Source organism: Oscillatoria nigro-viridis PCC 7112, assembly GCF_000317475.1.
Lineage (GTDB): Bacteria > Cyanobacteriota > Cyanobacteriia > Cyanobacteriales > Microcoleaceae > Microcoleus > Microcoleus nigroviridis.
In genome coordinates this window covers 4,949,905-4,973,347 of sequence record NC_019729.1, presented here as the reverse complement: position 1 = coordinate 4,973,347, position 23,443 = coordinate 4,949,905, and the positions used below count along the sequence as shown (strand labels likewise).

At 46.0% G+C, this 23,443-nt stretch carries 21 protein-coding genes; 15 read left to right on the top strand and 6 right to left on the bottom strand.

Features of this window, described 5'->3' with window-relative positions; translation table 11 throughout:
* Window positions 1–45: 45 nt before the first annotated feature.
* Window positions 46–2,604, top strand: a complete 2,559-nt coding sequence (locus OSC7112_RS20855) for an AAA-type ATPase lid domain-containing protein (RefSeq protein WP_015177765.1) — start codon at window positions 46–48, stop codon at window positions 2,602–2,604.
* 38 nt (window positions 2,605–2,642) lie between these two features.
* Here OSC7112_RS20855 and OSC7112_RS20850 read toward each other — a convergent pair whose 3' ends face one another.
* Window positions 2,643–3,281 (bottom strand): ceramidase domain-containing protein, encoded by a 639-nt coding sequence (locus tag OSC7112_RS20850; protein ID WP_015177764.1) that lies wholly within the window; start codon window positions 3,279–3,281, stop codon window positions 2,643–2,645.
* Between the two features lie 256 nt (window positions 3,282–3,537).
* Here OSC7112_RS20850 and OSC7112_RS20845 point away from each other — a divergent pair, with 256 nt between their 5' ends.
* The 4 genes from OSC7112_RS20845 (at window position 3,538) to psbM (ending at window position 7,881) form a co-directional block, all read left to right on the top strand.
* Window positions 3,538–4,992, top strand: a complete 1,455-nt coding sequence (locus OSC7112_RS20845) for a DUF512 domain-containing protein (protein ID WP_015177763.1) — start codon at window positions 3,538–3,540, stop codon at window positions 4,990–4,992.
* 141 nt (window positions 4,993–5,133) lie between these two features.
* Window positions 5,134–7,026: a TolC family protein gene (locus OSC7112_RS20840; protein WP_015177762.1), complete on the top strand. Its 1,893-nt coding sequence runs from the start codon at window positions 5,134–5,136 to the stop codon at window positions 7,024–7,026.
* 149 nt (window positions 7,027–7,175) lie between these two features.
* On the top strand, window positions 7,176–7,472 hold the full coding sequence (locus OSC7112_RS20835; protein WP_015177761.1) for a 2Fe-2S iron-sulfur cluster-binding protein: 297 nt from the start codon (window positions 7,176–7,178) through the stop codon (window positions 7,470–7,472).
* Window positions 7,473–7,767: 295 nt separating this feature from the next.
* Window positions 7,768–7,881: a photosystem II reaction center protein PsbM gene (psbM, locus tag OSC7112_RS36000; RefSeq protein ID WP_015177760.1), complete on the top strand. Its 114-nt coding sequence runs from the start codon at window positions 7,768–7,770 to the stop codon at window positions 7,879–7,881.
* 121 nt (window positions 7,882–8,002) lie between these two features.
* Here psbM and OSC7112_RS20830 read toward each other — a convergent pair whose 3' ends face one another.
* Window positions 8,003–8,854, bottom strand: coding sequence for a universal stress protein (locus tag OSC7112_RS20830; protein WP_015177759.1), 852 nt, complete (start codon window positions 8,852–8,854; stop codon window positions 8,003–8,005).
* A gap of 141 nt (window positions 8,855–8,995) precedes the next feature.
* Here OSC7112_RS20830 and OSC7112_RS20825 point away from each other — a divergent pair, with 141 nt between their 5' ends.
* The 4 genes from OSC7112_RS20825 (at window position 8,996) to OSC7112_RS20810 (ending at window position 15,226) form a co-directional block, all read left to right on the top strand.
* On the top strand, window positions 8,996–9,496 hold the full coding sequence (locus tag OSC7112_RS20825; protein ID WP_015177758.1) for an acyl-CoA thioesterase: 501 nt from the start codon (window positions 8,996–8,998) through the stop codon (window positions 9,494–9,496).
* A 142-nt stretch (window positions 9,497–9,638) separates the two neighbouring features.
* Window positions 9,639–10,700: a DMT family transporter gene (locus OSC7112_RS20820; RefSeq protein WP_015177757.1), complete on the top strand. Its 1,062-nt coding sequence runs from the start codon at window positions 9,639–9,641 to the stop codon at window positions 10,698–10,700.
* A 23-nt stretch (window positions 10,701–10,723) separates the two neighbouring features.
* Window positions 10,724–11,899, top strand: a complete 1,176-nt coding sequence (locus OSC7112_RS20815) for a D-alanine--D-alanine ligase family protein (RefSeq protein ID WP_015177756.1) — start codon at window positions 10,724–10,726, stop codon at window positions 11,897–11,899.
* 471 nt (window positions 11,900–12,370) lie between these two features.
* Entirely contained in the window at window positions 12,371–15,226 is a 2,856-nt protein-coding gene (locus tag OSC7112_RS20810) for a right-handed parallel beta-helix repeat-containing protein (RefSeq protein WP_015177755.1), read from the top strand.
* Between the two features lie 70 nt (window positions 15,227–15,296).
* On the opposite strand, the gene OSC7112_RS20805 is transcribed toward OSC7112_RS20810, so the two are convergent.
* The 3 genes from OSC7112_RS20805 to OSC7112_RS20795 all read right to left on the bottom strand — a co-directional run bounded on the left by OSC7112_RS20805 (window position 15,297) and on the right by OSC7112_RS20795 (window position 17,697).
* Complete coding sequence (locus OSC7112_RS20805; protein ID WP_015177754.1) at window positions 15,297–16,262, bottom strand: DUF6282 family protein; 966 nt, start codon at window positions 16,260–16,262, stop codon at window positions 15,297–15,299.
* A gap of 68 nt (window positions 16,263–16,330) precedes the next feature.
* Window positions 16,331–17,236 carry an alpha/beta fold hydrolase gene (locus OSC7112_RS20800; RefSeq protein WP_015177753.1) on the bottom strand — a complete coding sequence of 302 codons (906 nt, stop codon included), beginning with the start codon at window positions 17,234–17,236 and terminating at the stop codon, window positions 16,331–16,333.
* Between the two features lie 14 nt (window positions 17,237–17,250).
* A complete protein-coding gene (locus OSC7112_RS20795; protein WP_015177752.1) occupies window positions 17,251–17,697 on the bottom strand; it encodes a SufE family protein in 447 nt (148 codons plus the stop codon).
* Between the two features lie 196 nt (window positions 17,698–17,893).
* Here OSC7112_RS20795 and OSC7112_RS20790 point away from each other — a divergent pair, with 196 nt between their 5' ends.
* The 4 genes from OSC7112_RS20790 (at window position 17,894) to OSC7112_RS40015 (ending at window position 21,244) form a co-directional block, all read left to right on the top strand.
* Window positions 17,894–18,892 carry a FecCD family ABC transporter permease gene (locus OSC7112_RS20790; RefSeq protein WP_015177751.1) on the top strand — a complete coding sequence of 333 codons (999 nt, stop codon included), beginning with the start codon at window positions 17,894–17,896 and terminating at the stop codon, window positions 18,890–18,892.
* Between the two features lie 182 nt (window positions 18,893–19,074).
* Window positions 19,075–19,860 carry an ABC transporter ATP-binding protein gene (locus OSC7112_RS20785; protein WP_015177750.1) on the top strand — a complete coding sequence of 262 codons (786 nt, stop codon included), beginning with the start codon at window positions 19,075–19,077 and terminating at the stop codon, window positions 19,858–19,860.
* Between the two features lie 215 nt (window positions 19,861–20,075).
* Window positions 20,076–20,981, top strand: coding sequence for an ABC transporter substrate-binding protein (locus tag OSC7112_RS20780; RefSeq protein WP_015177749.1), 906 nt, complete (start codon window positions 20,076–20,078; stop codon window positions 20,979–20,981).
* A 68-nt stretch (window positions 20,982–21,049) separates the two neighbouring features.
* Window positions 21,050–21,244 (top strand): hypothetical protein, encoded by a 195-nt coding sequence (locus OSC7112_RS40015; protein WP_190274242.1) that lies wholly within the window; start codon window positions 21,050–21,052, stop codon window positions 21,242–21,244.
* Between the two features lie 132 nt (window positions 21,245–21,376).
* Here OSC7112_RS40015 and OSC7112_RS20775 read toward each other — a convergent pair whose 3' ends face one another.
* Window positions 21,377–21,733: a hypothetical protein gene (locus tag OSC7112_RS20775; protein WP_015177748.1), complete on the bottom strand. Its 357-nt coding sequence runs from the start codon at window positions 21,731–21,733 to the stop codon at window positions 21,377–21,379.
* A gap of 325 nt (window positions 21,734–22,058) precedes the next feature.
* On the opposite strand from OSC7112_RS20775, the gene OSC7112_RS20770 reads away from it, so the two are divergent.
* Together OSC7112_RS20770 and OSC7112_RS20765 are read left to right on the top strand one after the other, a co-directional pair.
* Window positions 22,059–22,787, top strand: coding sequence for a response regulator (locus OSC7112_RS20770; protein ID WP_015177747.1), 729 nt, complete (start codon window positions 22,059–22,061; stop codon window positions 22,785–22,787).
* A gap of 9 nt (window positions 22,788–22,796) precedes the next feature.
* On the top strand, window positions 22,797–23,405 hold the full coding sequence (locus OSC7112_RS20765) for an adenylate/guanylate cyclase domain-containing protein (RefSeq protein WP_015177746.1): 609 nt from the start codon (window positions 22,797–22,799) through the stop codon (window positions 23,403–23,405).
* The last annotated feature ends 38 nt before the right edge of the window (window positions 23,406–23,443 follow it).

Below are 23,443 nucleotides of genomic sequence, written 5' to 3'. Positions count from 1 at the left end.
ATCCTACACCAACCACCACGATTCGGCTTTCGCCGACGAAGCGCGATGTCTACCGAAACATTAGTTAACTGGCTCGAATCGAGCACCGAATTAGGCATATTATCCCGCGAGATTTTACAGGCGATCGCCGGTGAAATGGAAATGTCAACTTATCCCCCTGGATTTCGAGTGGTAATCGAAGATACACCAATCACTCATCTCTATATCCTAGAACGAGGACAAGCCGATCGCTATCGCCGCAAACAACCGGGATTAATGTGGGGGAGTAGTTTGTTGCCGGGGGCGATCGTCAATTTATCTGCCCTCCAGCGATCGCAACCTGCCGACAGTCGAATTATAACTCGGACAGAGTGTCAATTTTGGGTAATTAGTGCCGATCGCTGGCGCAATTTGCTAGAAAGATATCCACGCATTACCGAAGCCTACGCTCAACGCTTGGCAGCGAAATTAGAACAGTTAGAAGCAGAAATTGCCTACGAACGCGAGCGTCAAAATGCCCTCCGCAGCTATCTAGTACCCCGGGCAAAACGGGGAGTCATTGGGAACAGCCGTTATGCGGTAAAATTGCGCCAACAAGTTCGGGCTGCATCGAGTGACGGGCGATCGGTATTAATCTCTGGCGAACCTGGTTTAGAAAAAGATAATTTAGCTGCTTTAATTCATTTCGGTTCCCATCGCCGCAACGAGCCAATTATTCAGATCAAAAGTGCCTTGCTTCAGGCTAATGGAGCGGAATTATTCGGGCGTTTGGGCGGCAAGCCGGGGCTGTTGGAATGGTTGGGAGAAGGTACGTTAATTTTAAATGACGTGCAAGAATTACCCGCTCAATTATGCCCCCAAATTCAGCAATTATTAACCGATGGAACCTATACGCTAGTTGTCAAGGAAGGACAAATACCACCACCGCCGCGTTCTAGCAACGCGCGGATAATTTTAATCTCAGAAATGGTCTTGCCCCAGCTAGATAAGCTGGCGCAACACAAGATTAAAGTACCGTCATTGCGGGTGCGAAAAGCAGATTTAGAGGCACAAGTTAACTATTATCTCAACATCTTTTCCCGCCAAAAGAAATTAGTCAGACCCCAAGTCACACCGGAAGCAATTCGCCGCTTGCAAGCCTACGATTTTCCCGGGAATTTACAGGAATTGCAGGGAATGGTCGATCGCGCTTTAGTTCAAGCACAGGGGAGTCAGGTATTAACGGAAGAAGTATTCTGGGCGCAGGCTGCGAAGCAACAAAAATTTCGGCTTAATTTATTGAAGATATATCCCAAATTTCGGCAATTTTTACGCAGCGATTGGTATCCCGATCGCGTGAATTATTGGTTTACCACTTGGGTATTTGCCGTAGTTGTAATTACCCTGTTTGTCGCTCCCCAAGATCGACAGCATAATTTTGCCCTAAATATCTTTTGGGCGTGGTGGTGGCCGTTAATTTTATTATTATTCCCCATCATCGGGCGATTGTGGTGTGCTTTTTGCCCGTTTATGATTTATGGGGAAATCGTCCAAAAACTATCGCTGAAAATTTTCCCGCGCACTCTCAATAAATGGCCGCGCCAACAAGCAGAAAAATGGGGCGGCTGGTTTCTCTTCGGACTATTTACTCTGATATTTCTGTGGGAAGAGTTGTGGAATTTAGAAAATACCGCCTATTTATCCAGTTGTTTGTTATTGCTAATTACGGCTGGCGCGGTAATTTTTTCCCTCATCTTCGAGCGGCGATTTTGGTGTCGTTATTTATGCCCGATCGGGGGAATGAATGGATTATTTGCTAAACTCTCAATTATCGAACTTCGCGCCCAACAAGGAACCTGCGGGGCGGAATGCAGCACCTACCAATGTTACAAAGGCGGCCCCGGCTTGGGGGAAGGATTAACTACTAATGGCTGTCCGATTTATTCCCATCCCGCCCAATTAACCGATAATAAAGATTGCGTGTTGTGCATGACTTGCTTGAAAGCTTGTCCGCATAGATCGGTAGAATTAAATCTGCGCCCTCCCGGCATCGAATTATGGACTACCCACGTTCCCCACAGTTATGAAATCGCGCTGTTATTTCTATTGTTGGGCGGTATCTATCTGCATCGCTTGCCGGAGATAAATAGTTTGTTGGGGCTGGGCATCAATTTAGAGGAATTTTTACCTCATTTAGGACTGTCGATCGCAGTGTTAATTATCCCGCCGATGATTCCCCTAATTGCCTACGCAATTATACAGGCAATTTATCGATTGGGACAAGCAGAAACCGTGCCATTTACAACCTACAAACCCCTCTCATTTGTCTCTCTCGCCTACGGTTATTTACCCTTAGTCTGGGGCGGTAGTTTGGCTCACTATTGGCGATTGGGTTTGCAGGAAGGCGGGCGAGTGATTCCTGTAACTTTTGCCACTTTCGGACAAATTAGAGACGATTTACCCAGTTTTATCGGCGATCCAGCGGTGATTAGTTTCTTGCAAGGTTTAACTTTGATTGTATCATTATTAGTCACAATATTGGTGACTCAAAAAATTGCCAAGCGGTCGATTAAATCTTTGATTCCACAGCATTTAGCGAGTTTGTGCCTGATGGTGAGTTTGTGGTATGCGATCGTAGGAACCTGAGAGTGAGTATGCGCTCTATTACTTTGAGTTTTAATTTTTTACTCCTCTGACCAATTTAAGAGCAGGCTTCTTGCTGACAGGTACAGCAAAACACCATTAAAAAGGTGCCAGAGGAAATGAGTCCCTGGTGAAAAGAAAGGGCAAATTGCGCGATCGAGAGTACGAAATGCAAGGGCTAATAGGAAGACACCTGTTGCTGCTAATATAATGAATGGTTCGCGCTTTTGCTGTCGATAGTGATACACTCCTAGTCCGAGCAAAACCAAAAAAGCAGGAGCATACGAAAGAGAACCATTGAGAAGATTTGTAAATTGCTTGCTAAAATCGCTAACAAAAAAGAATGCTGCAAGTAATACTCCTGCATATCCTGAATTCATCCTAACTACCCGACGACTGTAAAGCCATATAAAACAAAGCTGAAAGAGCAGAATAGGAATCACATCTAGTAAATTTGCCCATCGCGTTGCAAATGTATGAAACAGGAAACTTCCGATACCAATACTGGTGGCTAAAGCAATCAGTATCCAAATACCAGGGGATATTTTGTGGTGTCGCTGAGCTAATTGCCAAATAGCCCATGCTGCAATAATGAAAGACACATTGGAAATAGCATTCAGTGGCTCGCTCCATAAACCAGGAATGAGCCGCTCACAGTAAAGGTCGATATACTCATTCATAGCTCTACCATTGATTGTTTCAAGCTAACTTATAATTGTGTCGCAGATGCGGTACAATACACTATCTAATCTAGAATACCGCAAGTTGCTGATGTATGTAAACCCATTCTTACTCGCCTTCAGCATTTTAAACTAAACTAAAATTGGTATAATTTAGACAGGTGAAGGGAAGATAGTATAAGGGTTATATTTACACATGAAACCTTAACAATTTTTGTAAAATCCTCAATCTAACCTAACAATTAATTCCGAAGTTATGAGCGAATCGTCAATTAAACCAGCCCTAATCACCAAAGTTATCCCCGACAGCATCTGCGCGGAAATGGGATTTGAACCCGGAGACTCAATCGTCGCCGTCAACGGTCAAAAACCCCGCGACTTGATCGACTATCAATTCCTGTGCGCCGATGAATTTCTCGAACTAGAAGTTTTAGACAGTAAAGGCAAAACCCACAAGTTAGAAATCGATAAAGAGTACGACGAAGATTTAGGATTGGAATTTGAAACTGCTCTCTTCGATGGACTAATTCAGTGCAACAACCGCTGCCCTTTTTGCTTTATCGACCAGCAGCCTCCGGGGAAGCGGGAAACTCTCTATCTCAAAGATGATGACTACCGCCTCAGTTTTCTTTACGGTAGCTATCTTACTCTCACCAATCTAAATCAAAAAGAGTGGGAGAGAATCGAACAAATGCGGCTTTCTCCTCTTTATGTTTCGGTGCACGCTACTGAACCGGAAGTGCGAATTAGGCTGTTAAAAAATCTCCGCGCTGGCAAGATTCTCGAACAAATCAAATGGTTTCAAGAACGCCGCTTGCAAATTCACGCTCAAGTAGTTGTTTGTCCCGGTATTAATGATGGCGAACATTTAGAACGCACTTTGTTAGATTTGGCAAAGTTTCATGCTGGAAATATTCCTGCTGTAGCATCGGTGGCTGTGGTGCCGGTGGGTTTAACTCGCTTTCGCCCTCCGGAAGATGAATTAATTGCAGTAACTGCGGAAAAAGCGCGAGAAGTCATCGAGCAAGTGCAGAAAATTCAAGTGCTTTTAAGTACAGGAAAAGGCGGCGGAAAAGCTAAAAAGCAGAATTCAAAATCGACCCCCCCCAACCCCCCCTTGCTAAGGGGGGGAGAAGATTTAAATGGCTTGTTAGGAAGGTCAAAATCGCGCTGTATTTGGCTGGCTGACGAGTGGTTTTTAATAGCTGGTTTAGATTTGCCGTCGGCTGCTGATTACGAAGATTATCCGCAAATTGGTAACGGTGTGGGATCTATCCGCCAGTTTATCCAGCAGTTTGAAACGGCTTTTGAGAAGCTGCAACCGATGCCAGTTAACCCGCCGCGCAAGTTGGTTTGGGTGGTGGGGAATGCTGTTGAAAAAGCTTTTGAGCCGATCGTACAACAACTAAACCAAATTCCCGGCTTGTCCGTCAACATGGCAGCACTGTGCAGCCGCTACTGGGGACAAACTATCACTGTTACGGGTTTGCTCACCGGGCAAGATTTGCTCGAAGCTTTGCAGGGGCGAGACTTGGGAGATGGCATCCTGCTGCCGTCGGTGATGCTAAAACAGGGGGAACCGCGTTTTCTCGACGACATGACCCTAGAACAGCTCGCCAGCTCGCTGAAAACCCGGATTTTGCCGGTGAGCGGAGTAGAGGAACTAATCTCGGCGGCGATCGGTCTGGCAAATGCTGAAGTTAAATTCTAAATTTTGAATCGAACATTCAAAAGTTAAGATGAGTAGGGTAATTGTGACTTGTAACCGTCGAGTTCAGGCTACAGACTAGAAAATTGAGACCTCAATCTTGCTCTAAAATTGTCTCTAGGATTGCAGAGTAATTAAAAAATTATGCGTGTTTTTCGTCAAATCATCGTAGTCGGAGTGGGCGCTGCAATTACTTTGGGCAACGCCGCACAGAGTGCTTCAGCACAGTCTCCGGCTGAATCTCAGGACAGTTTGGCCCTTAGCAATCAGCTCGAATTAGGGCAGAATGTTCGATCGACCTCGAACACAGCGGCAGAATCAGCATCACAGCCCGAACAGTCGATCGCCCTTAACCCTCAAACCTCCGAGTCTCAGCAGCCAGGGGGAGGAAATATCGCATCAACTCCCCCAACCGGGCCCGAGCAAGCATCAAAGCCTCAACAGGCTGCTCCGGCTTCCCCATCAACTCTGTCTCAGGCCGGTGCAACGCCTCTTAGAGGGTTGGAACCGACACAGACTCAGCAGCCTTCCCCTAGCCCTCTCAACAATGTTCCTGTGCCGAGTTCCCCGGTACCAATTCTCCGGGGCACTCCGAACGAAAGTTTCCCCCCTCTCCCTCCGAAGGGCATTTTAGACACCAAGCCTCCGGCTTCCCTGGAACCCAACCCGAATCCGCTGCTGTTTCCGACAAACCCGGAGGATGTCAGGATCGAGCAAACTGAGCCAATTACCTTGCAGCAGGCGATCGACCTCGCCCGCCGCAACAGCCAAGTTTTGCAAATCGCCGGACAGCAAGTAGAACAAAGCAGATCCGCTTTGCGCGAACAGCAAGCTGCTCTTTATCCAGACCTGAATTTTCAAATGGACGCCAGCCGGTCTGTGACTGCCGGCGGAGAACTCGGAATCCGGGCTCGGCAGCGCCAGTTCAACTTTGAGGCTAGCCGAGGGCAGCCCGCCCGCGAAGCCGGGCCAAATTTCGGCAGCAACAGTCTCAACAGCACTTTGCAGTTGAACTACGATGTCGATTTGTTCGGAAGGCGGCGGGCTAACATCCGCGCGGCAGAGGAACAGTTGCGCCTTCGGGAACTGGATGTGGAACGCCAAGCCGAGGAACTGCGCTTCGACACTGCTGAGGCTTACTACAACTTGCAAAACGCGGACGGACAAGTTGCCATCCGCCAAGCTTCGGTCAGAAATGCCCAGCAAAGTTTGCGGGATGCCGAAGCCCTGGAACGGGCAGGGGTGGGAACCCGGTTTGCGGTGTTGCAGGCTCAGGCAAATTTGGCTAACGAAGTGCAACAACTGTCAGTAGCCCGTCGCGATCAGCGAGTTGCCCAGCGGCGTCTGGCTGAGATTTTGAATATCAGCCAGTCGGCGAACTTGACAGCGGCCGATCCGGTAGAGCAAGCGGGCTCTTGGAGGCTGTCTTTGGAAGAGAGTATCGTGCAGGCTTTTAAGAATCGCCCCGAGTTGGAACAGCAGTTGGTGCAGAGGGATATCAGCAAGCAGCAGAGGCGATCGATTCAGGCGGGGCGTTTGCCTCAACTGAGTGTTGGGGGTAGTTACAACGTGCTGGGAATAGACCCTGACGACCCTGCCCGGTTTGCTACTCGCGGCTGGGCAGATGGTTATTCGATCCGGGCGAGTCTGACTTGGAGTATCTTCGACGGGGGCGCGGCGAACGCGAGGGTGAGACAGCGGGATGCTGATATTGCGATCGCCGAAAGTCGATTTGACCAACTCCGCAACCAGGTGCGGCGGGAAGTGGAACAAGCTTATTTTGGCTTGGAGTCGAGTTTTGAGAATATCGAAACTTCTGAGGCGGGGGTTTTGCAGTCAAGGGAAGCTCTGCGTCTGGCGAGGCTGCGGTTTCAAGCTGGTGTGGGTACTCAGACGGATGTGATTCAGGCGGAAACTGATTTGACTAGGGCTGAGAGAAACCGATTGTCGGCAATTGTCACCTACAACCTGGGGCTTTCGTCTCTCCAGCGGGCTGTGAGCAATCTTCCTACGAATAACCTCTCGGATGCTCCTTGAGATTGGGTTGGGGCGATTCCTGCTCGGGATAGCTACGCTCCCGCGCACCTTAAATCACACAGGTAATTAGACATCGGGTATTAAACGTCCGACACATTAGTTAATATTTTGTAATAGAGTTCGATGTCAACTGCGTTAAGGAATCGGCAATGGCCAATATCAAGTTTGTGAAGGAAAATAAGGAAGTCATCGCAGCAGACGGAGCCAATTTGAGGCTCAAAGCTCTAGAAAACCGCATCGATTTGTATACATTTTCGGGAAAGATGATGAATTGCGGGGGCTACGGTCAATGCGGCACCTGCATTGTGGAAATTGTCGAGGGCAGTGAAAATCTGTCGCCCCGCACTGACTTTGAGAACCGCAAGCTCAAGAAAAAGCCCGAAAACTATCGGTTGGCTTGTCAAGCTACGGTCAACGGCCCGGTGAGCGTGAAGACTAAGCCGTGACTCTCTGAAGGCAGAAGGCTAGAGATGCTCTAATGCAGAAGGAAAGAAAAATGCAGAATGCAATAATTTTGTTTTTTTTTCCTATTTCACTGTATAATCACGCATTTTGCCGGGCTAGGAAAAGAAACTTGGTTTCTAGGACAAATCAGACATTGGGCAGGGAGGCATCCAGGCAGAAAGCGGGTTTCGACGCTTGTCCGTCAGCTCTTCTTCTGTCTTCGAGTTTGCCTTTTGCCTTTGAGTGATATCCTAGTTGTGTGTGTTTTCCTATTTTCCGATAGAGGCGAGCGTCTTCATGGAAGTTAACGATTTAGGGTTTGTGGCAACCATTCTGTTTGTATTGGTTCCCAGTGTTTTTCTAATCATTCTGTACATTCAAACAGCTAGCCGTCAAGGTAGAAAAGATTAGCAACTGCTGCTATTTCTGTCAGGCGCAAGCTGCTTGCAAAACAAAGCGCCAACAGCTTTTTGCTGAGGCGCTTTTTTTGTTAACTGTTGAGTGTTGGCGGCTAACTCTTAACGATGAGATTCTAGCCGACTGTGCGGGCTAGCAAGACGGGACAGTTGGCATAAACTCGCACGTAGTCTGATAGCGAATTTCCCAGGAGTCGATCGATATCCACAAAGTTTTTGGCAACGTTGGGTCGCCGATCCGGGGAACCGAGCACCAACAAGTCGGCGTTCAGGTCGTCTGCAATCCGACAAATTTCTTCCCCTGGCTTGCCTGTAGCACTCACGCAGCGGTAGCTAACTCCCATTTGTTTCGCTAGTGCTACTGCCGGAGCTAATACGGGGTCTTTTTCAGCACTTGCTGTTAAATCTTCGCTGGCTTTTCCCGTCAAATCTTTGGTGACGTGTACTAAAATTATTTCTCCGCCACTGACTTCTTTGACCAAAGATAGCGCAAGCTGTAACGACTGTTTGGCAGCTTCTGATTTGTCTACCGCCACCATGACGCGCTTGATTTTTTTGACGTAGATGTCGTCTTTTACTAACAGCATCGGTCGGGATGTTAGCTGGAAAACGTACTGGCTGACTGAGTTTTCCAAAATCGATTGCAGCCGTCCGAGTCCCCGGGAACCCATAATTACTAAGTCGGATTGTTCTTCTTCTGCGACTTGGCAAACTGTGGTTTTCGGGTCTCCCTGTTTGAGCCGGGGGTTGACTTTGCTGGGATCTATTTTCAGAGACTGGACTGCTTGTGCTAAAATTTTGCCTCCTTCTTCCAACTTCTCGGCCATGCCATCGGAGGTTACTTGCGGCGGCACGACGTGCAAGACGGTGACAGAGGTTTGTTGCAAGGAAGGGATGTCCATCAACATATTAAACATCTCTTCGCACAAGCCGCGACCGGCTACGGCTACTAAAATTTTTTCTATCATGGTTTTGGCGGTAAAAACAGTTGAGTTTTCTTGTGCGACGTTAAACTAGAGCGTTGGTACTCTAGTTGCTTACTGTTAAGCATAAGCCTGAAGTTTGTCTTATGATTTGTAGAAATGTAGCGTTTTGGAACGATTTGTAAAGTGTTAGAGAACGATCGAACTCAACCAGAACTCGCACCGGCTGGTGCTATTCAAAACCGGTCCAGGATGGACTCTGAGGGATGGTTTGAATATTTGGTGCGAGTGTACCCTCATCATACTGACTACAGCGGTGTGGTGTGGCACGGGACTTATCTGGCTTGGATGGAGGAAGCTAGGGTGGAAAGTTTGCGCTCTCTTGGCATCGAATATGCAGACTGGGTGGCGCAGGGTTTGGAATTGCCCGTGGTGGAACTTTCGCTGCGCTACCACCGGGCTGTACAAATGGGTCAATCTGTGGCAGTCAGAACGCGGATCGCTGCTACCGAGGGCGTGCGGCTGCTTTGGGATTACGAAATTCGATCGCCTGATACTCAGGAGTTATATGTGACGGCACAGGTAACTTTGGTTGGTGTCGATCGCGACAAGAACAAGATTATCCGCCAATTGCCGCCGGCGCTAAAGGAGGCTTTGACAAGGCTTTCTGTGAAACCTTCAACCTAAGCTGCTGTTAACTATAAAAAATAGTTGGTGCAGCCCTAGTAAGTAGAGTGCGTGACTTTTGAGTCACTTTATTCGCCGCCCAAATTTTCTTTCGTCACGCACCCTACACAACTGCCTTCTGCCTTCATTGGAAATTTTAATAATGTCAAAAAAACTGGGATTGCCAGAGCCAAATATTGAACTTCAGCGCAATTTTTTGGAAAAAACCGAGTTAAACTCTGTCTTAACAACTGAAGACAAAACTATTGTTTCGGGAAATCCAGACAGTTTAAACAACGGTGAATTAGCTGAGATTCAAGGCAAAATTTGGGCGATCGCATCGCTGTCGGCGGCGCTGCTAGCGGTGTCGCTGGCTGCAATTTTTATTAGGTTGAGCGAACGGGAAATCAGCCCGAATGCTACTGTTTTTAACCGTTTGTGGATAGCAACTGTAGTATTTGGAGTGTGGAATGGTGCGGGTGCTGCGCGCCGCCGAATGTCTGAGGCACAAGTTGAAGAGCGATCGAGCTACACCCTGCAGGATGTGATGCTGTTAACAGCCGTAGGCGTGGTTTCTTCTGCTTCTGTGGGTTTCTGGGCCTGGTCACTGAGTCAGACTAATGTCGCTAATTCTACTGTACTGCGAAACTTAACTCCTTTATTTACTACTTTGGGGGGATGGCTGCTGTTGGGGCGGCGCTTTGACAACAGGTTTTTGGTGGGACTGGCGGTGGCTTTGTCCGGCGCAATTGCGATCGGAATGGACGATTTGCAAACGGCGGGAGACACTCTTGTCGGTGACATTGCTGCTCTTTTATCGGCGATGTTTTATGCAGGAAATCTGCTAATTTCAGAACATTTGCGAACCAAGTTTCCGGCAACAACTATATTGATATGGCGATGTTTCATTGGCAGTATATTGGTTTTGCCACTGGTTTTGCTTGCGGGCGATCGAATTTTCCCTTATTCTTGGCAGGGATGGCTGACTGTAATTGCTTTGGCCGTGATTTGCCAAGCTTTCGGTCAGGGACTGCTGATCCACAGTCTAGGTCGTTTGTCCTCGGAATTTGTAGCTTTTTTCCTGCTGCTAGAACCTGTAATTACCGCTATTATGGCTTGGGTGCTGTTTTCGGAAAGTTTGACCTTGTTTAATTGGTTTGCTTTTTCTGTGGTTTTGGCTGGAATATATTTGGGAAAATCCAGCGGATCTGTAGCAAAAAAATGATATACAAAGGAAAAAATCATTAAATGATTCCCACATCAATTAGCCTGAATCGCTGGCATTATGACTTTAGTTTGCTGCCTCAATATTTTGAGGTGCTGTTTGCTAAATTGCGGATTGCTGTGGTGTTCGGCGGCGACTGCAATCGCCCCGGCTCAGTGATTTACAAAACTCACAATCCCCGCTCTTGGAAGAGTTACGAAGCAGTCGCCCGCGAGATTGCTAGAGCCTTAGCAGAAATTGGCTTTCAGCAAGTTTTTGTCATGCCTGACGACATGAATTTGCCGGAACAACTCAAACAAAAAAATATCCATTTAGTGTGGCTGAATACTGGCGGAGTCCAGGGCTACAATCCTGTTTGTCACACTCCCGCACAGTTGGAAATGTTGGGAATGCCTTATGTCGGTCACAATCCTTTAAATAGTTCAACTTTAGATAACAAACACGCTTTTAAACGGGAACTGCAATCAGTCGGCATTCAAACCGCTCCGTTTATGACTTGGCATCCTTCTCAAGGGATTTTGCAGCCTAATTTGCATCAGCGTTTTGCCATTGCTTTTGGTGACTATCAAGGGCCGTTTGTTGTTAAACCAGTATCCGGTCGCGCTTCGCTGCACGTTCATTTTGTAGACAAACTTGAGGGTTTGTCTGAGGCGGTTTCGGAAGTTCACCGAGCCACTCACAATACTGCTTTAATTGAAAAGTATTTGCCGGGTCGAGAATTTTGTGTGGCCGTTTGTGGCTATGTTAAATATGCTAAAGGCGGTTTCTCTAAAAATATAAAACCTTTGGCTTTTTCCACTGTCGAGCGGGTGCTGGAGCCTGACGAACGCATATTTACCTCTATGGATAAAAAAGCGATTACGGCCGATCGAGGACGGTTGATGGGCGGTGAGGAACCGGAACTAAAACAAGAGTTAATTGAGTTAGCTCGAAAAATTTATTGGGAGTTTAGTTTGAACAGTTTGGTGCGGATCGATGTCCGAAGTGATGCTGATGGCTCGCTTTATGTTTTGGAAGCAAATCCCAAACCGGATCTGAAACATCCAGGGGAAAATGTGACGAGTTTGGTAGCTTTAGGTTTGGCGGAATACGGGATGAGTTATAACGATTTAATTTTTAGTTTATTGGCGGATAGGTTGGATTATTTGTTGACTCAGCATATCGAAATTATTCCTCATATTGTGGATTTGCTGCATTAATCGGACTTGCAGGGTGCGTTGGGCGCACCTTACCTGCAAACAAAAGGGATTTGTAAAGAAATATAAATTATCGAGCCAAGTGAACAAAGGCTGGCAAGTTGTGATAGTTTTGAGTAATATCAATTCCGGTTGCACTCCTCCGGAATTGTTGGCTGTTGACCGAAAGCATCCAGGATACAAGCCCCCGGATTCATCCGTCCAGAAATAAAAAACCTGTATCCGATAAAGAGCCGAACGTATTTATCTCGCGCAAGTCAATGCTTCAATTCTTTAATCTCAAATCTCAAATCGCGCAATCGATTGACTGTTGACTGTTGACTCTGAGTCGCAAAACTGAATGGTTGATTGTTAACTGTTGACTCGATTTTATTATTGCGATGCTACCGGAAACGATATAAGATAGGGATGTGTGGATGTCCATTTTTGGGTCAGCATCAAAATTACTCAATTTATATTAATTAGATAAAACCAATGGAAGCATTACTTTTATTAATAGGATTTGGAGGCGGGGCATTAGTCTGCTGGCTAATTTTAAATAAGCGAAATTCCCGCAATTTGGTGCGGATGCAGGGTTCGCAGGAGGCTATATCGAATTTGGCTGCTCAGTTGGATGCCCGAACTTCGGAATTGCGGCAAAAAGTGCAGAAGGAAAATCAGCTCAATTCGGAATTGTCTCAGTTGCAAAGTCGGTTGGAAACTGTGACTCGCGAGCAAGATTTTTTAAAAAATCAAGTGTCGGAAATGGAAGCATTTTTGGCAGGAATTGCCCAGGATAGATCGCAGATTGATTCTCTGATTGCTGATTTGGAGTTTCAGCTAGAAAATGCTCAGCAAGCAGAGTCGCAGTTAGCAGAAGTGGCAGAACTTAAATATCAGTTAGAAGTTGCGGAGCAGGAGCGATCGCAGCTTAACGCTCAATTCCTGGAAATGCAAGCAGAATTAGAGGCGGTTGATGCAGAACGTTCTCAATTTCACGCTCTGCTGTCGGAATTTGAGAGTCAGTTGGAAACGGCTACTCAAAGCAGATTGCAGGTACAGTACCAGTTGTCGGAAATTCAAATTAAGTTCGATCGCTCCATTGAAGAGCGGCAGCAACTTCAGTCTCAAATGTCGGGTTTGCAAGCTCAACTGCAATTAGTCGAAGCAGAGCGATCGCAATTTACTTCGGAATTTTCAGAGCTACAAGCTCAATTGGAGAGTGCAGAGCAAGAACGCGAAATACTCAACTCTCAATTGCAAACCGCTCGCCAACAAGCAAAGCAACCTCCATTGGAATTATTAGAACTGCAAAGACAGCTAGAAGCGGCTAATCTGGAGAAAATGCAGTTAAACTCTCAACTGCATGAAGTACAAATTCAATCCGAAATAGTTGTGCTAGAGCGAGAAAGACTGCTGTCTGAGTTGTCAGAATTGGAGTCTCAGATACATCGCAAGGAGGGAGAGAACTCGCAACTCCAGTCTCAGTTATCTGAACTGCAAGCTCAATTAGAAACTGCTAACACAGAACGCTCGCACCTTGATTCTCAACTGTCGGAATCCCAAAGTCAAATCGAGACAGCCAACCAGAGCCAAACTCAACTTCAATCTCAAGTATCGGAGTTAGAAAATCAGCTAGACAGCCTGCGTCAAACTCGCTCTGAATTAGAAGTTCAGCTAGAAACTGCTAACACAGAACGCTCGCAACTTTATTCTCAACTCTCGGAAATTCAAAGTCAAACCGAGACAGCCCACCAGAATCAAAATCAACTTCAATCTCAAATCTCCGAGTTAGAACACCAGTTAGAAAGTGTGCGTCAAAGTCGCTCTGAATTGGAATTTCAACTCACTTCTGAAATCTCCCAATTGCAAAGCCAAACCGAGACAGCCAATCAGAATCAAAATCAACTTCAATCTCAAATCTCCGAGTTAGAAGCTCAGCTAGAGAGTGTGCGTCAAAGTCGCTCTGAATTGGAATCTCAGCTCACTTCTCAACTCTCGGAATCCCAAAGTCAAATCGAGACGGCTAATCAGAATCAAGCTCAACTTCAATCTCAAGTATCGGATTTAGAAAATCAGCTAAATAGCCTGCATCAAAATCGCTCTGAATTAGAAGTTCAGCTAGAAACTGCTAACACAGAACGCTCGCAACTTTATTCTCAACTGTCGGAATTCCAAAGTCAAATCGAGACAGCCAACCAGAATCAAGCTCAACTTCAATATCAAGTAGCCGACTTAGAACAACAGTTAGAAAGTGTGAGTCAAAGTCGCTCGGAATTGGCATCTCAACTCAGTTCTCAAATCTCCCAATTGCAAAGTCAAATCGAGACAGCTAATCAAAATCAAGCTCAACTTCAATCTCAAGTATCCGACTTAGAAAGTCAGTTAGAAAGTGTGCGTCAAAGTCGCTCTGAATTGGCATCTCAGCTAGAAACTGCTAACAGAGAACGATCGCACCTTTATTCTCAACTGTCGGAATTCCAAGGTCAAATCGATACAGCCAACCAGAATCAAGCTCAACTTCAATTTCAAGTATCCGAGTTAGAACACCAGTTAGAGACAGTTTATCAAGAACGCTTGCAGCTAACATCGCAACTTTCCGAAGCGGGCGATCGACAATCCGAGCATTTTGACTCGGAGTCAAGGCAAATTGAAGCATCTACTTCAGATACCAAAGTTTTGAAGAGTCAAGGATTTGTTGTTTCTCAGCAGGGTCAAGGCGATTATACTACTATTAGCGAAGCGCTGAAAAATGCAGCACCAGGCACGCGCATTGACGTGCATCCAGGCGTTTACCGCGAAAGTCTAATTCTCGACAAATCGGTAGAAATTATCGGCAGCGGAGAGGTCGATCGCATTGTGGTTGAAAGTATCAACTCAAACTGCATTAAAATGGCAACTGACAGTGCTTTAGTGCGGGGTTTAACCCTGAGCGCCACAGGGAAATATTACGCTGTAGATATTCGCAAAGGCGAGTTAATCCTAGAAGACTGCGATATCACTTCTGCGGACTATTCTGTGGTGGGAATTTGCGGCCCCGATGCAAATTCTACCCTCCGCCGCAGTCAAATTCATGATGGGGTATGGAACGGAATTTTTATATCGGATAATGGGAAAGCAACAGTGGAAGATTGCAGTATTTTTAACAACGGCAGTTTGGGAATAGGTGTCGGATTGGGAGGAAAATTGATCGTGCGCCGGTGTCGGATTAATGGTAATGAAGGTGAGGCGATCGCCGTTTACAAAGATGGCATTGCTACCGTCGAAGATACCGATTTAACGGGCAATGCTGGGGGTGCTTGGCGCATTGCAGATAACGGATACCTGCGCGGCAAAGGCAATCAAGAATAGAAGAAGGAAGAGGGAAGAGGGAAGATAATTATCAATTAGCGATTCCAAATCCCCAATTACCAATACCCAATTACCAATTCTCAATGCCTAACAATCGAGCTGGATTGTGTTTCATCATTAAATCAATTTCCTGCGGAGAAATGCCTTCATCTATCAATTTTTCCACAAAGAATTTGTAACCTTCCGCAGGTAAAGGATCGGGTTTCCTTCCTAAATCCGTGCTCATAACAAAATGCTCTGCTCCTATTAGTTTAATCGCTGCTGCCATCTTCTTAATTGAAACTTGATGCCAGTTTTTGTGTCCGTCATCAGCGGCATTTTCTCCCATCAAATCGTTGACAAATGCGAGTTCTAAGAAAGCTCCGGCTGCGGCGGCTGTTTGCATATTTTCTAGGGATAAACCGGGTACATCCGCCATTGCGTGGGTAATCAGGATGTTCTTAATGTTGAGCAGTTTAGCTTCACCGACAACTGCCATGACTTCTTCTGAGGAAATATGACCAGTTTCCAATACCAAATTCTCTTTGGCTACAACCTTCAACACCGCTGCTGTTTCCGGTAAAACCTTGCCATTTTCCGCAACTTTAATCCCCATTCCCGACTTGTGAAAAACCTGCAAGTGGTGCTCAGCATCAACCGTTGGCAGCCACACTACTTTACCGTATTTGCCACCGATTCGGTGCATTGCGTCAACGGCGTCGGGATTAATTCCGCCTACCGAATTATTGAGAACAACTCCTCCGAAAACTTGGATTTCTGGTACTATTTTATTAACCAGAACTGCCCGCGCTGCTGTGCTGGCATAATGATTTTTCAATACAACAGCTTTCATCTGCGCCCTAGCAGCTAATTTCGCTACTTCAAAATCGTCCAACCTGCGGGGAATGACATCAGGAGAAGAATGAATGTGAAAGTCGATCGCACCTTCAATCGTACTCTGTGGCAAATTGATTATCGGCGAATCTCCGACAGCATATACTGGCAGACAAAACCAATAGCAAAAAATCCAAACTAACGTTAAAAAAACAGCTTGCATTCCTCCCCTCTTCCCTTCTCCCCTCTGCGTTCTCTGCGCCCTCTGCGGTTCATCCCCTCTTAATCCTCTCAAATAAAAGATTGAATCGCATTTGCTAAAGCTTCTGCATTTTCTTCGTGCATTCCCAAGGAACCAGGAATAACTCGCGATTCAACACCCGGTAATTCCGTTAATGCTTCCATTTCAGCCTTTGATTTTGGCGGCGCATTTTCAGCAATTACAACCATCACCGGCACTGCTAACTGTTGAAATTTATCTGTAAATTCCGATCGCACTTTTGCCGGATCTAAACCACCAGTCACAAAGGCAGCGGAACCGTATCGAGCACCGGGTTTTTGCGTCACTTGCCATTTGCTTTGGATGAAATCGGGCGTGACTTTAGCTGCATCGGCGTAGACGTGGCGGCGGTACATGAGACTGAGGAATGACGGCGCAGTGTTGAGTTTGTAAAGGAATTGTCCCAGTAAGGGCGATCGTACTAATTCTCTCACGATTCCGTGCCAGCCGCTTTGCTGTTTGCTCATCGTCGGCAAAGGCCCGCGCCAAGTCGGTGCAGCTAACACAATCTTTGACCAAACATTGGGCTGTGATTGCGCTAATTGCATCACATAACCCGCAGCGTGACCGGCAGCAACTACAGCAACCGGACTGTTAAAAGTTGCCTCAACAAAATCCTTGAGAAATTGATGGTATAATTGCGGTTGATAGTCGGTTCGCGGGCGATCCGATTCGCCGAAACCCGGCCAATCTAAGCTCACAACTTGAAATTGAGGAGCTAACAATTCTGCTAAAGGACGCATTTCTTCTCGCGTCGAAACCGTACTGAAAGCAGGCAACAGCAATACAGGATTTCCCTGTCCTCTGGTTTCGTAAATAACTTTGATTTGCGTTTCTTTCCAATTCCAGAGATATTGTTGAACTGCGGCGGGATAGTTGCCAGAAACTGATTTTGTTAAATTTGTAGTTTGAGTCATGGCTGTTTATTCTTTTAATTTGCTTCTGCTTGCTTGCTCAATTCACAAGCAAGTGCCTTATTTTTCATCATTTGAAAGATGTTGTAAAATCCGTTAGCGCGGGAAGGTGTCAGACTCACGTTCAAGCCCGTGTCTTGAATAAAATCTGGGGTAATGGTGACAATTTCAGCAGGCGTTAATCCGCTCAAACCTTCCACCAGCAACCCAACTAATCCTTTGACTAACTGAGCGTCTGAATCGCCTTGATACAGAACTTTTCCCTCTGCCAAATTTGCAGTAACATAAACTTGCGACACGCAGCCAGAAACTTTGTTTTCCGGCAGTTTATCGCTTTCGGGAAATGCTGGAAGTCGCTTGGCATACCACAGCAGTTGTTCGTAGCGCTGTTTCGGATCGGAATGTCGCTGGAAGCGCTGGACGATTTTAGCTAGGGCTGGCGGTAGCGCGGTGTTTGCGGACATGATTCACTCGTAGCGGTTTACTTCGTTAATATTATACATTTAATTTTGCCGACGGGTGCGATCGCCTGCTCATCTGCTCCCACGGAAGCCGTCTTCAGGTGAATCGGTTATTGTTATTGTAGTTAACGAGTTCGAGCATTCAAAACAGAGGAAATATGGTATTTAGTGCTGTTAATCAAGATTGTGGTGTAATGTAGTGAATCTCCCAAAAATCTGGCTAAAATATCGAGTTTTTCAGGCAGTTATATTCTTAGGATTGGGTTTGCTATTAACCATCGCCCTTTCACTTTCTTTTGGTGCGGTGCCGATGAGTGCCGATCAATTGTGGCAAGCATTTCTGCACCGAGGTGATGCTGTCAATCAGACTATTTTCTGGGAATTGCGTTTGCCCAGAGTTGCGGCAGCGCTGACGGTTGGTGCGGCTTTGGGAATGTCGGGGGCTTTGCTGCAAGGTTTGCTCCGCAACGGTTTAGCCGATCCTTTTGTATTAGGAATTTCGGCGGGTGCGGGGTTGGTTGCGATTACAATGCTGACTTTGGGAATATTTCAAACTTGGGTGCCTTTGGCGGCTTGGATAGGTGCTATTTTAACTTCGATGCTGGTCTACTTTTTGGGAAAAACTAAAACGGGAATTTCCGTGGAACGTTTGGTTTTAGCTGGTGTGGCTGTGAGTTCTCTGTTTGGGGCAATACAAACTACACTGCTGCTGTTAGCTGAAGACAGCCGCTTGCAAGCGGCTTTGAATTGGTTGATCGGCAGTTTGAACGGTCGCGGTTGGTCGGATTTGCAGGTGGCTGCACCTTATATTTTGGCTGCTTTGCTGTTAGGATGTTTTTTGGGTCGATCGATAAATTTGCTGGCTTTGGGTGACGATTTAGCTGTTGGTTTGGGGGTTTCGCTGGTACGATCGCGCTTATTGATTGGTGGTGTTGCTACTTTGCTAGCTGCGAGTGCTGTCAGCATCGGCGGATTGATTGGTTTTGTGGGATTGGTTGTGCCTCACGGGGTGCGTTTGTTGGTTGGTAACGATTATCGGTTTGTATTGCCGCTGAGTGCGATCGGCGGTGCTTGGGTGTTGACTTTTGCTGATTTTTTGGCTCGTTTGGGTGCCGTAGAATTGCCTGTGGGTACGGTTACGGCTTTGTTGGGTTCTCCCCTGTTTGTCTGGCTGCTTTATCGGCGTTCTAGTTATTAGTCATCAGTCATCAGTCATTAGTTATTAGTCATTAGTTATTAGTCATCAGTCATCAGTCATGAGTCATTTAAGTTCTTCAGTCCTCGGAAGCGAGGACTTTAGCTTTGAGGCAGGGGTTTAAACCCCTGCCGGATCGTCGGTTTGACGTTTTACCAATTACCCATTACCATTACCAAAATATAATGTCTTTAGAAATTCAAAATTTAACTGGTGGTTACGGCGAAGTTGCGATCGCCCACAACATCACTTTATCTTTACAACCTGGTGAGTGGTTGAGTCTCATCGGTGCTAACGGTTCTGGTAAGTCTACTTTCTTGAAATTAGTTAGCCGCATCCTCACTCCGCAGCAAGGAAGTGTGTTGCTTGATGGCAAAGCAATTCATACTCAACCTGCTGCTGTTGTCGCTCAAAAATTAGCGATTTTGCCGCAGCAGCAAACAGTGCCAGAAGGTTTGACGGTAAGGCAATTAGTTAGTTTGGGGCGTTCTCCTCATCAGGGTTGGTGGCAGTGGGAATTGAGCAAGGAAGATGCGGAAAAGGTGGAGGTTGCGATCGGTCAAACTGGGATTGAGGAATTTCGCGATCGCCCCGTCGAACAACTCTCAGGAGGCGAACGCCAGCGCGCTTTCCTCGCCTTAGCTTTGGCTCAAAATCCGCAAGTTTTGCTATTAGATGAACCTACTACTTATTTAGATATTTGCTATCAGTTGCAATTGTTAGAGTTGCTTAATCAACTCAATCAAGAACACAACTTGACGATTATTACAGTGCTGCACGAAATTAATTTAGCTGCTAGGTACAGTTCGCGAATTGCTATGTTAAATAAAGGGGAACTTTTTTGTGTAGGAACTCCCGCACAAGTTTTAAATCCTGATAATTTAGCTCAGATTTTTGGAGTAGAAGCTATTATTTTAGAAACTTCTGTAGGCTTGCAGATTTGTGCGATCGCCCCTGTCTCCCAAATTTAGTATATTCATACTTCGTGTAATAATCCTGGACGCATGGGCCAGAAACCGGGTTTTTGAGGAAAATACGTCGTTGTAGCCCGCAGATTCCCTAAAAACCCGGTTTCTTTGGACAGCAGACTATTGATATTTAAATCGTTAAGCGCTAAAGTGCGATCGAACTTCCCGTCAATTCTATCTCAACCTGGTCTAAACTCGCTGTAACTCCAGCCTAAACTATGTACAAAACTTTGTTTTATCGTACCGCTATCCTGCTGCTGAGTTTAGCATTTGCCGCTTGCTCCGCCGCCACTTCACCCCAAATTCAGCAATCAACTCCTGCTGGTTCGCCAGTTAATCAACCACAAACAACTAACAGCGAATCAGTACAAAAAGTTGTAGCTTTAACACCTTTAACAGCCGATATTATCCATCAACTCGACCCAACCAAACTTGTAGGAATTCCCGGCAGCAAATTAGTCAGCAGCAACCCCAAGTTTACAGGAATTACCGCAGTCACTGGCGAACGAACCCCTCCCAATTTGGAAAAAATCATTGCATTGAAACCGAATTTAGTGGTAGGTGCGTCGGGATTTCACGACCAAACAATGCAAAAATTGCAACAGCTAGGAATTAAAACTTTACTCACTCAAGTTGATAGCTGGAAATCTTTAGAAGAGTTAACAACAAATTTAGCTAAATCCCTCAATACAAATCCCGAACCTCTATTAAAACGCTACCAAACATTTTTAGCAGACATCCCGAATCAAAGCCCCGCCACTTTAGTTTTGGTAAGCAGACAACCGATTTTATCGCCCAATCAAAGCAGTTGGGCTGGAGATTTGCTGGGTAAGTTTAACGTAAAAAATGTCGCAGCCCAATTGCAAGGAGATAGCCCCGTGCGAGGCTACGTAACGCTTTCAGCGGAAAAGGTTTTAGAGGCTAATCCCGAAGTAATCATTATAGTCGATCGGGGAGAAGGAATTTTAGACCAATTTAAATCTGATTCATTTTGGAATCAACTAACAGCCACAAAAAATAATCGAGTTTACGTTTTTGACTACTACGGATTGGTCAACCCAGGCAGTATCGAAAAAATTGAGGAAGCAACTGCTCAACTTAAACAAGTTCTCGCTAAAAAGTAGAAACCCGATTTTGAGAGATATAAAATCTCTAGAAACCCTGGAACAAATTGACTACAATTTCTTTAAAAGTGAGAAAGCTAAAGCCACTCAAAAAGCGCGCAGCGATCGGAAACCAGGTTTTTGAGACTGATATCAAATCCGTTGGCATCGTCCTGTATTCATCTCTCTCTTCCCTTTCTCTGTATCCTCTGTGTTCTCTGCGGTTTAATCATTCCGATACAACCGGAATGGATATGACTCCCAATGCTGTTCGATCGATCTGATATCTTGCACCATTGTCAGCAACAGACCCGACGGGCTGTTCCACAAAAGATAAATTTTCTCGCGGAACGGGCCGTCGGGGCTGTTTATAAAAGGCTAATTGAGAATATTGCAACATATGAGATCGATCGCCCTTACACCGGTAAAAGCGGCACACCGCGCAACTGGCGCAGGGAATTGATACAAACCGGGCAGTCGCAGCCAAACATCGCCACGGCGGCATCGCTTTCTTCTTCCGTAAAATCGAGCATCGCCGTCTGTTCGTCAGCAGGGCGCTGCCAACTGATTTTTGGTTGAGAATTAGCAGCGGTTTTGGCGGGGAGGCGCACGCAACTCAGACGCTGAGTGTGAGGCGATCGCACGCAGCGGGGCGAATCAGCCGATTGGCTTGGTGTTTCGCCAATTTGAGCGGGATTTGCGATCGCGCTTAAAGACATCACAGATCCAAACAGCGTCGGACTTACCAATAAAGTGAGGAGCAATCGATTCATTTGTCGTCCTTAAGAACTTCAACGTACACAGTAGCCGATTATCTGTTGCAATTCAACAAGGTTTTCGTCCGATATCAGTACGAGTTGCCGTTATTAAGGCTTAAAAGCCCAATATTTGCCGCCCAAACCTTCAACAATTATCCGCGTATTAGCAACCAGCATTTTCTGATAAGTATCACCATCGCTCCCGATTTTAAGATTTGTTGCAATTTGAGGAAATTTAGATTGCCAGTGATAGCAAATTCACCCAAGGCGGGTAAACTGATGTCAGCAAGGACAACTCGAAGCAGCGAACAAGTTTACCTCAAAAACCAGGTGGGGAGTGATGAGTACAGTTTTGGTGGTGGAGGATTCCCGCAGCCAGCGGGAGTGCATTTCACATCAGTTGAGATGCAGCGGATTAAATGTAATTCAGGCATCTGACGGTGTGGAAGCGCTGGATAAAATTGAGAAAAATTGCCCCGATTTAGTATTATTAGATGTCATAATGCCCCGTATGGACGGCTACGGCGTTTGCCGTTTAATTAAAGCTAATCCCGAAACTCGGAATATACCGATCGTATTTTTAACAGGGAAGGGACAGCAGTTAAGTTTATTTTCGAGGGCGATCGATCGCGCCGAGGCTTATGTTAGCAAACCTTGGCAGCCGAGGGAACTTTTGGCAACGATCAAAAAAGTTTTGCTCAATGCCAATATTAAGTTCGATCGAGCTTCAGCCGACGCTTGGACAGAATACGGAATTTTAAACTTAAGTACAGTCGAACTGTATCAAAGCCACGCCGATGCTTGGACAAAATACAGCGCCCAAATTATTAAATTGTACGATGCCAGCTTAGCAGCTTTCCAGCAAGCTTTGGCAATCGAACCGAGTCACTCGAATGCAAACCAGTATCGCAACCGAGTCCAGACAATCCGGGAAATTTTGATAAAAAAATTAGAGCAAACTAAACCTTGCAAAGTCTGCGATTATTATTACGGTAAGGATGGCATCACTTGTGCGGTGCATCCTGCGGGTCGCCCTCAAGAACTGTGTCGCGATTGGGAATTAAATTAAATAAATTCAATGAAAACAAATAACCGCGCCTACTTGGAAAAGTTGCTGCAAGAAAGAAACGAACATCCCGAAAGAATGGCTGAAATTGATGAAAAAATTAATGCCACTTTCCGCAAAGAGTACGCAATTTTAGTAATGGATATGTCGGGATTTTCGCGCACGACAGTCCGCTACGGAATCATTCATTTTTTGGCAATGATTCATCGGATGCACGGAGTTGTCAAACCGATAATTTCAGAATGCAGCGGTACTGTAGTTAAGGAGGAAGCCGATAATATTTTTGCAGTTTTTCCCGATGTAAAATCAGCGGTGGAAGCTGCGATCGACTCTTTGAAACAAACGGCGGCTGTCAACACGACACTGCCGCCGGAAATGGACATTCACCTCTGCATTGGTATTGGTTGCGGCGATGTTTTGATGCTGGAAGGAGAGGATATGTACGGATCGGAATTTAATCTAGCATCCAAGCTGGGAGAGGATTTGGCGGAACGGGGAGAGATTTTGCTCACCTCAGCAGCCTTTGAAAATTTGGAAGGTGACAAGCAAGATTGGCAAAGAGTGGATTTTTCGATTTCTGGTTTGGAGTTGGTGGCATATAAACGGATACTGTCTGCTTAATTTATGTATATCGGCGATTAAAATCGCATTTACACAAA